This is a genomic window from Candidatus Aminicenantes bacterium (assembly GCA_026393795.1).
GTDB lineage: Bacteria > Acidobacteriota > Aminicenantia > UBA2199 > UBA2199 > UBA2199.
Map to the genome: position 1 here is coordinate 1 of JAPKZL010000266.1, position 9,505 is coordinate 9,505.

The 9,505-nt window shown below is 50.9% G+C and carries 6 protein-coding genes; all 6 read left to right on the forward strand.

Going from position 1 to position 9,505, the window contains the following annotated elements:
• The coding region (locus NTW95_13025; GenBank protein ID MCX6558332.1) for a restriction endonuclease subunit R at positions 1 to 2,360 on the forward strand (2,360 nt) is incomplete at its 5' end.
• Complete coding sequence (locus NTW95_13030; GenBank protein MCX6558333.1) at positions 2,357 to 4,042, forward strand: putative DNA binding domain-containing protein; 1,686 nt, start codon at positions 2,357 to 2,359, stop codon at positions 4,040 to 4,042. The genes NTW95_13025 and NTW95_13030, both read left to right, overlap by 4 nt.
• 239 nt (positions 4,043 to 4,281) lie before the next feature.
• Positions 4,282 to 6,915 (forward strand): site-specific DNA-methyltransferase, encoded by a 2,634-nt coding sequence (locus NTW95_13035; protein ID MCX6558334.1) that lies wholly within the window; start codon positions 4,282 to 4,284, stop codon positions 6,913 to 6,915.
• Positions 6,916 to 7,159: 244 nt separating this feature from the next.
• Positions 7,160 to 8,437 carry an imidazolonepropionase gene (gene hutI / locus NTW95_13040; GenBank protein MCX6558335.1) on the forward strand — a complete coding sequence of 426 codons (1,278 nt, stop codon included), beginning with the start codon at positions 7,160 to 7,162 and terminating at the stop codon, positions 8,435 to 8,437.
• 19 nt (positions 8,438 to 8,456) lie between these two features.
• Positions 8,457 to 9,257 (forward strand): AmmeMemoRadiSam system protein B, encoded by an 801-nt coding sequence (gene amrB / locus NTW95_13045; GenBank protein ID MCX6558336.1) that lies wholly within the window; start codon positions 8,457 to 8,459, stop codon positions 9,255 to 9,257.
• 6 nt (positions 9,258 to 9,263) lie between these two features.
• Positions 9,264 to 9,505, forward strand: a 242-nt coding sequence (locus tag NTW95_13050) for a hypothetical protein (GenBank protein ID MCX6558337.1), incomplete at its 3' end; no start/stop codon positions are given.

Sequence of the window (9,505 nt, forward strand, 5' to 3'; positions counted from 1 at the left end):
TTTTGCTGCCCAATGACCCGGACAACTATTACAAGAAGCATGATATCCTGTCCGCAGAATGGCAGCTGGAATTATGCAAGGCCAAGATCATCATCGGCAATTTTCACCAAATGAAACCCAGGGAGCGGATCGCTGCCGGGAAACTGACCAGACAAATCCTGGTCAGGGATGAAGTCAGCCCTTTTACGGAAACTCCCGAACAGATGGTTAGGCGAGTTTGCCGGGGACTTGGAAACAAGCGAAACATTGTGGTCATCAACGATGAAGCTCATCACTGCTACCGTCGCAAACCCGATGATGAAGATGGGGAAAAACTTAAAGGTGACGAACGCAAAGAGGCTGAGAAGCGTGATGAAGAAGCCCGGATTTGGATATCGGGCCTTGAAGCCATCAAGGCAAAAACAGGCATCCGCGCAATTTTTGATCTCTCGGCAACGCCCTTCTTTCTGCGTGGTTCAGGCTTTTCAGAAGGCACTCTCTTTCCTTGGGTTGTCTCCGACTTTTCTCTGATTGACGCCATCGAATCGGGGATTGTGAAAGTACCGCGAGTTCCGGTTGCTGACGATGCCATGTCCGGCGAAATGCCTACCTACCGAAATCTCTGGATTCGCATCCGTGATGATCTGCCCAAAAAAGGCCGCAGAGCAGGTGAATACCAAAGCGAACCAAAATTGCCGGCTGAATTGGAAGGTGCCCTGCACAGCCTCTACAGCAATTATGAAAAGTATTACAAGCTCTGGCAAAACAATGTCGAGGCTCGCGAGAAAGGGCAAACCCCACCGGTTTTTATCGTTGTCTGTAACAACACCAATGTATCTAAAATGGTTTATGATTATATCGCTGGATATGAAAAACCGTTTTCCAAAGATACATTCGGAGTTGTTCCCGGTGCGCTGAAAATATTCAGTAATGAGGAAAACAGCGGCTGGACCTCCCGTCCCAACACGATTCTCATTGACAGCGAACAGCTTGAAACGGAAGGGGCGATGAGTGCCGAGTTTAAAAAGATCGCCGCCATAGAAATCGAGGAATTCAAGGGTGAATATAAAACAAGGTTCCCCGACCGCGATGCCGATAACCTGACCGACGAAGATATCCTGCGCGAAGTCATGAATACGGTCGGCAAGCCGGGAAAACTTGGCGAGAACGTCAAATGTGTGGTTTCGGTTTCCATGTTGACCGAAGGCTGGGATGCCAACACGGTCACTCATATTTTAGGCGTAAGGGCGTTTGGAACCCAGCTCCTTTGCGAGCAGGTCGTGGGCCGTGGCCTGCGCCGCCGCAGCTATGCAGTCAACCCTGATGGCATGTTCTCCCCCGAATATGCCGAAGTATATGGGGTACCTTTTTCCTTCATTCCCTGCAGCGGTTCCTCTGTTGATCCCAAGCCCGGTCCCATTCCTACCCGGGTGCGGGCGCTCGATGAACGACTTGACCGAATGATCCGTTTCCCGCGTGTGATCGGCTACAAGTATGATCTGCCGCTTGAAAAATGGACGGCCAAATTTACAACCGATTCTCATATGGCTCTCTCGGCTCAGGATTTGCCTACAAAAGTTGAAGTTGACCCTATTGTCGGCGAAAAAAGCTTGCATACTCTCGACGACTTGAAAAAAAGGCGTGAAAACGAGGTCGCATTTTGTATCAGCAAACGTTTTATTGATAAATATTGCAAAGAAAATGGATTGGAAATCCCCTGGGTATTTCCCAAAATCCTTCCTATCGTCAAGCAGTGGCTGAAAGAATGCCTTTATTGCAAGGACAACACTTTTCCGCAAATGTTGCTGCTCGCCACCTTTTCACACAATGCCGCCGATAAAATCCACAATGCCATTGTACGTTCCACTGAAGGAGAAAACCGCCTGAAACCTTTGCTGCGGGCGTACGATCCTGAAGGCTCCACCCGCTATGTAGATTTCGACACGATCCGTCCTGTCTTCTCTACCCGGGCCGACAAATGCCACATATCCCACGTTGTGGCCGATACCGAAACCTGGGAACAGAAAATGGCCCAGTCCCTGGAAGACATGGATGAAGTCATTAGCTACGTGAAAAACCAGAATCTCGGTTTTACTATTCCTTATATTCTGAACGGCGAAGAGAAGTTGTATTTCCCTGATTTCATCGTCCGTATAAATGATGGCCATGGCCAGGGCGATCTGCTGAATCTGATCATTGAAGTCACCGGTGAGCGAAAAAAAGAAAAAGTCATTAAGGTAGAAGCGGCAAAAACACTCTGGGTACCGGCGATCAACAACCATGGCGGCTTCGGCCGTTGGGCTTTCCTGGAAATTGCTGACCCGTGGGATGCGAAGAATGATATTAGAAGGTATATAAATTCAATTGAGGAAATCGTATGAAAGAATTATTCTCAGAAAAAGAGGTAAGGGCTCTTCTTAATAAAAATGAAGGCCAATTCTTGGAATTCAAGTCCTTATGGGATCTGGAAAAAAATAACAAGAAAGCAATCGATAGGCGAACAGTTCGGGACTGGATCGCCGAATACGTTGCAGCCTTTGCGAACGCCGACGGCGGCATCCTTATTCTGGGTGCTGATGATGACGGCAAACCGACCGGTCATGACTATCCTGATGATGCTGTGCAGGAATTTTTGAATGTGACAGAAAGAAGACTCCGACCTTCGATAAGGACAAATGCTCAACAGGTATCCATCGATGGTCAGTCTTTGATCTTCTTTCAAGTTGACATTCATCCTGAAGCAGTCATGGTAGAAGGCAATGGGTTCCCTTACCGCATGAATGATCAGATCGTAAGGGAGCCTCAGGAAGTTATTAACGAACGAAAACAAGCTTATCGACGTGTCGGATATGAACACCGTGTCTTCCCTGAAGCCAATCTAAACGATCTGGATTTGGACTTGGCACGTTCATTTTTTTCTAAAAGTGCTCTTGCTGATAGGCCCATTGAGAATATATTGACTACTTATGGATTGATTCATTCAAAAGCAACCAATTGGGCAGTAACGAATGCCGCATTGTTGCTATTTGGAAAACTACCTATCAATCGTTGGCACCCAAGATCCGGGATTCGTTTTTTTCGAGTAGATGGGAAAAATCGTGAATTCGGTGCTCAACGCAATGTTCAACAACTTGCCCGCCTCGAATTGCCTTTAGCATCTCTTATTCCAGAAGCCTATCGGTCGGCTTCAACGTACATCCGCAAATCGGAGAAGCTTCGTAACTTATTCTTCAAGGAAATGCCAGAGTATCCGACGTTTGCTTGGCAGGAAGCTCTCATCAATGCTGTAGCCCATCGCGATTATAATGATATGGGTCGGGAAATTGAGGTTTGGTTTTTTGACGATCGAATGGAAGTTTCAAGCCCTGGAGATCTCGTTTTGCCCGTCACACTTGCCCGTTTGCGGCGACGCAGTCGGATTCATGCCAGCCGCAATCCACTGATTGTCCGAGTGCTGGTAGATGCTGGCATTATGAGGGAAGAAGGAGAGGGCATCCCTCGGATGTATGAGGAAATGGAAGAGTCTTTTTTAAAACATCCCCAATTCGCGTTGGATGGTTCTACTTTCTTTGTAACCCTGCGGAATCAGCCAATCTACGAAGGTCCGGGAGTGGAATGGAAAAGCCTGGTTGAAAAACTCGGTCTTCCGACAAATCAGAAGCGCGTACTTCTTGCACATCCGAACGGTTTTTCGAATGAAGATTATCGTAATCTGACCAGGTTGGACCGCGATCACGCCTATCGTGAAATCCAGGAATTAATAACTGCGGGCGTCTTGGTTTCATCGGGTTCATCGGGAAGAGGAGCAACCTATGCACCCTCGCCAAACCTTATGCAAACCCGAGCTTGGCTTGAAAAAAGAATTCCCAAACTCAAGGCCTATTTTAAAGTGAATCAAGAGTTGGACAACACCGAATATCGGAGGTTGTTCAAAATGACTCGTTCCGCTGCGACAAGAGAACTAAAACGGCTTATCGAAGAAGGTTTCTTGAAATTGGTTGGAAGCAAACGTGGTTCTCGCTACACCCCGGGAATAATATTGGGAAAGTCTCTGGATAAATGAACGATATGAACACGATATGCGCGCTCATAACTGCTAAAACCCTTATACGTATTGATTTTATGAGTGAGATAATGCCTGTTTTTTGGGGCATCTCTAGGCCGACTCAAGGTCGGCGAGAAAAAAATAGTAATGAACAAAACCAGCCTGAAAGATAGAAGCCTAAGTTTAGAAGAGAATTCTAAAAAGTATAGGAAAAGTATAAAAAAGCATATAAAAAGCATAGAAACCATGAGGTAAAAATGGCTAAAAAGAAGATAGTCTCGACAAAGGTCAGCTCCATTCGCCATAAAGACAAGCGGAAAAATATTCCGACCGAGGAGCTGCGCGACTTTGTGGCTGAAGACGAAGCCAAGCCCAAGACCATGCTCTACCCGCGCGATCCTTCTCTTGATCCGCAATTGGTCTGGAAGGGCAAGGACGAGCAGGATCGTGCCGACCTTGCCGTTCCGGTGGTACCGGTTTACATCCAGGAGAAAATCCACCCGCAAGCCATAATTAACGCCATGCCACGCCTTGAGCAGCCTGGTGACAACCAGCCCAGCCTCTTTGCCGACTTCAATGGCGGACCTGCAGACTTCGAACAGAAAGTTGAATTTTACCAGCATGATCAGAATTGGACCAACCGCATGATCCTGGGCGACTCGCTGCTGGTAATGACATCCCTGGCTGAAAAAGAAGGCCTAAAAGGCAAGGTGCAGACCATTTACCTCGACCCGCCCTATGGCATCAAGTTCGGCTCCAACTGGCAAGTAAGTACCCGCAAGCGCGATGTGAAGGATGGCAAGGCCGAAGATACTGTCCGCCAGCCCGAACAGATTAAAGCTTTTCGCGACACTTGGAAGCTCGGCATTCATTCCTATCTTGCTTACCTCCGCGACCGATTTGTTGTAGCGAGAGAATTGCTGACTGATACAGGTAGTGTGTTTATTCAGATTGGAGATGAGAACGTACATCTTGTCCGCTGTCTACTGGATGAGATTTTCGGTAGCGAAAATTTTATTAGCCAGATAGCTTTTCGGAAAACTGGAGGGTTCAGTACCGAGCTTATTTCCAATAATTGCGATTTAATCTTGTGGTATGCGAAGTCGAAAGAGCAAGCGAAATATAGAAGACTATTTTCTGCCAAGGCTTCGGAAACTGTTTCGAAACAATATGATCTCACAGAGGATGGTGATGACATAACACGAAAGATAACCAATGAAGAAACTTCAAATGATCCCGAACTCAACAAAGGCACCCGACGATTCATGGATGACAACTTGATGTCACAAGGAGCCACAGCTGGTGGATCATTCGCTATAACCTTTAAAGGAAAAAAATATCATGCGCCTGCTGGATATCACTGGAAAACAACTGAGATAGGTGTCAACCGCCTCATTACTGCCAATCGAGTAATAACAATAGGTAACTGGCTCAAATATAAGCGCTTCCTTGACGACTATCCTGTTGAAACGCTCGATAATGTTTGGCAAGATGTGGTTCCAAGCACTTTTAGTGATCAAAAAGTATATGTCGTTCAAACAACAACAAAAGTCATTGAACGCTGCATATTAATGACCACAGACCCTGGTGATTTGGTACTTGATCCGACATGTGGCAGCGGAACGACAGCCTACGTCTCAGAACAGTGGGGTCGACGCTGGATCACCATCGACACAAGCCGCGTTGCCCTAGCCTTAGCACGAACACGACTGATGTCAGCCAAGTATCTATGTTATTTACTGGCCGACTCTCAAGACGGAATCAGGAAAGAAGCGGAACTAACCGGAAAAATCCCAGCCGATTATAAAACCGATAATGATATTCGCAAGGGATTTGTCTACAAGCGTGTGCCTCACGTCACGTTAAAGTCTATCGCCAACAACCCGGACATCAAGGAAGGGATGACGTGTGAGCAAATCGACGCAGCAATTGCCCGCCAAGCTGATATTGAAACGCTTTACGACCAGCCCTATGAAGACAACAAACGAGTACGTGTGTGTGGTCCCTTTTCGGTCGAAAGCTTGTCGCCGCATCGCGTCCTTTCAACGGCTGATGAGGATTTGGATGGTACGGTCTCGGAGAAGGAAGCGCGTAAAAATCAGGATTTCAATACCATGATCCTGGAAAACCTCAAAAAAGCGGGTGTGCAAAACACGCGCAGGAAAGAACGGCTTACATTCAACCATCTCGAAACTTATGCGGGAACCTGGTTGCAGGCAGTAGGTGAATTCTCCGAAGAAGATGGCAAGAATAAACGGGTAGCTATTTCAATAGGCCCAGAGCATGGCACTGTCGGCCCGATGCAGGTAAAGGAAGCGGCAAAAGAAGCGGTGCAGGGCCTTGGCTTCGATATGCTGATTGTTTTAGGTTTCGCCTTCGATCCGCACGTTGACGAGGAAGTGAAACGCTATGGCAAGCTGACCGTGTTGCCGGCCAAGATGAATCCCGACCTGGCCATGGGTGACGAACTGCTCAAGAAAACCGGAGCCGGTAACCTGTTTATGGTTTTCGGAGAACCCGATATAGAAATTAAAAAACAAAAGGACGGGCAAGTCATTGTCGAGATCAAAGGCGTTGACGTCTATGACCCAACCACCGGCCAGATACGCAGCGCTTCCACCGACGACATCGCCTGCTGGTTCATTGACACCAATTATAACGGTGAAAGCTTTTTCGTGCGCCATGCCTATTTCACCGGCGCCGAAGAGCCCTATGACAAACTCAAGCGCGCCCTGCGGGCCGAGATTGATGAGGCCGCTTGGAGCGCATTGTATTCAACCACCAGCCGCCCTTTTCCCATTCCTGAAACCGGCAAAATCGCTATAAAAGTCATCAACCACTATGGCGATGAAGTCTTAAAAGTTTTTGAATTAATAAGAAATATTAAATAATAATAAGTAGGGACAGGTCGCGCCCTGTCCCTACTATGGATAACCCCGTCGGAGGCCCGAAAGCTGATCTGACGGGGAGCAGAGCGATATAACAAAGATAATCGCTTGTTTTTCTTTTGTCAATTTTATTTTCCCTAATGGATATTGGCACCAAATCTATCTTTATCATTTTTCTATCTCCTTTTCTTATCTTCCCTGGCATTGGCTTGTTGAAAATCGGGGTTGTTTCCCTTACAATGGGATGATGATCGCCGTAGATTGCATCGTAAAAAACATCGCCCAACTGGTTAATCCGGGCTCGGACCGCTTGGTGCGCGGCAATGAAAGCGATTGTCTGCGCGTGCATGAAGATGCGTGCATCGCGGCGCGGGAAGGAACGATCCGCTTCATCGGTTCCGCCAAGGAAATGCTCTCCCAATGCCGGCTCACGTCCGGCGGCATCGAAGTCGACGGCCAAGGGTTCGTGGCCCTGCCCGGGCTGGTCGATGCGCATACCCATCTCCCTTTCGCCGGAACGCGCCAGGATGAATTCGGTTTGAAGCTGCGGGGGGCCAGCTACCAGGAGATCGCCAGCCGCGGCGGCGGCATCATGAGCACGGTGCGCCAAACCAGGACGATCGGCACGCCGGAGCTGGTCGAGGCGTGCCGGCAACGGCTCGATCTCATGCTCCTGAGCGGCACCACCACCCTGGAAGCCAAGAGCGGCTATGGCTTGGACCGCGATACGGAATGGAAGCAGCTTGAGGCGTTGAAAACCGTGGGCGCCTCGCATCCGCTGGACATCGTCCCCACCTTCATGGGCGCGCACGCCATCCCGGAAGAGTTTGCCAGCAACCCGCGCGCCTACCTGGATTATATTTTGAACGCCGTGCTGCCTGGCGTGGCGCAGGGGCGGCTGGCCGAATTCGTCGACATTTTTTGCGAAGAAGGATATTTTAACTGTGAAGATGCCGAGCATTACCTGCGCCGGGCCGCGGCGCTCGGCTTTGGCATCAAGCTGCATGCCGACGAGTTCAGCAGCAATGGGGCGGCGGCTCTGGCCGCGCGTCTGGGGGCGCGGTCGGCCGAACACTTGATCGCCATCAGCGACGCCGAAATTGCCGCTATCGCCCCGACGCAGACCGCTTGCGTGCTGCTGCCCGGCGTCTCCTTTTTTCTCCGCCTCGGCCACTACGCTCCGGTGCAGAAGATCCTGGCAGCGGGCGGCATCGTCGCCCTGGGCAGCGATTTCAACCCCGGCAGTTCGATGATCTCCTCGCAATTGTTCGTCTTTCAGCTAGCCGTTTTTCAAATGGGCATGACCATCGAGCAGGCGTTGAACGCCGTCACCATCAACGCCGCCTACGCCGTGAACCGTCAGGACCAGGTCGGTTCCCTGGCCCTTGGCAAGAAACTGGACCTGCTGCTCCTGGATATCCCCGATTACCAGTACCTGGCCTACCACCCCGGCATCCAGCCGGTGCATACGGTGTTCAAGGCGGGGAAGCTGGCTGTACGCAACCGGCAGTTCGTGTATGAATAAAGGCAGATAGGAGGCCAACATGTTTCGCAGAGCCGTCGTGGCCGGCCAATTCTATCCGGCCAACAAGGAATTCCTGAAACAGGAACTGAAAAAAATGGTCGTTATCGCGCCGGAGCGGCGCAAGGTGCTGGGGCTGCTCGCCCCGCACGCCGGCTACGTCTATTCCGGGGCCTGCGCCGGCCAGGGCTACGGCCGGGTTACCTTGAGTGAAACCGTCATCATCCTGGGCGTCAACCACCGCGGCCATGGCGCGCCGTTGGCCATTGACGGCAACGAGGGCTGGGAAACACCGCTGGGCAACGTGGAGGTCAATAGCGAACTGCGCTCCCGCCTGGCGGGTGATTCCGCCTTGTTCGCCGTCGATAGCCAGGCCGGCGCCGCCGAGCACTCGCTGGAAGTCCAGGTGCCTTTCATCAAATACCTCAGCCCCGGCTCGCGCATCCTGCCGATCACGGTAGCCGCCGACCGTCTGCCCGATCTGCTGGCCGCTGGCCGGGAGATCGCCCGCCTGTTCGCCGAAAATGAGAATATCATGATGGTCGCATCCAGCGACATGAGCCACTACATCCCTGCCGCCCAGGCCAGGGAATTGGATTTCAAGGCTATTGACCAGCTGCTCAAGCTCGACGCCCGGGGATTGCACCGCACCGTGCATGAAAACCGGATCTCCATGTGCGGGGTGGCGCCGGCGGTGATCATGCTGGCCGCGGCCGTCGAAGCCGGAGCCGGCGCGGCCGAGCTGGTCTGCTATACCCATTCCGGCGAGGTGTCCGGGGATTTGAACGAAGTCGTGGGCTACGCCAGCCTGATCGTTTATTGAGCGGCCGTGACTGGCGACCCAATCATCCTGAAAAAGCCCGAGCATGGGATATCGCGGCGGAACATCGATCCCGACGCCCTGCGCATCATTTTTCGCCTTCACAGCCTGGGCTTCACCGCCTATTTGACCGGCGGCGCCGTCCGCGATATGATGCTGGGAAAAATTCCCAAGGATTTCGACATCGTCACCGATGCCCGTCCCGGGCAGATCAAGAAATATTTCCCCAGGGTCTTCATCATCGGCCGTCG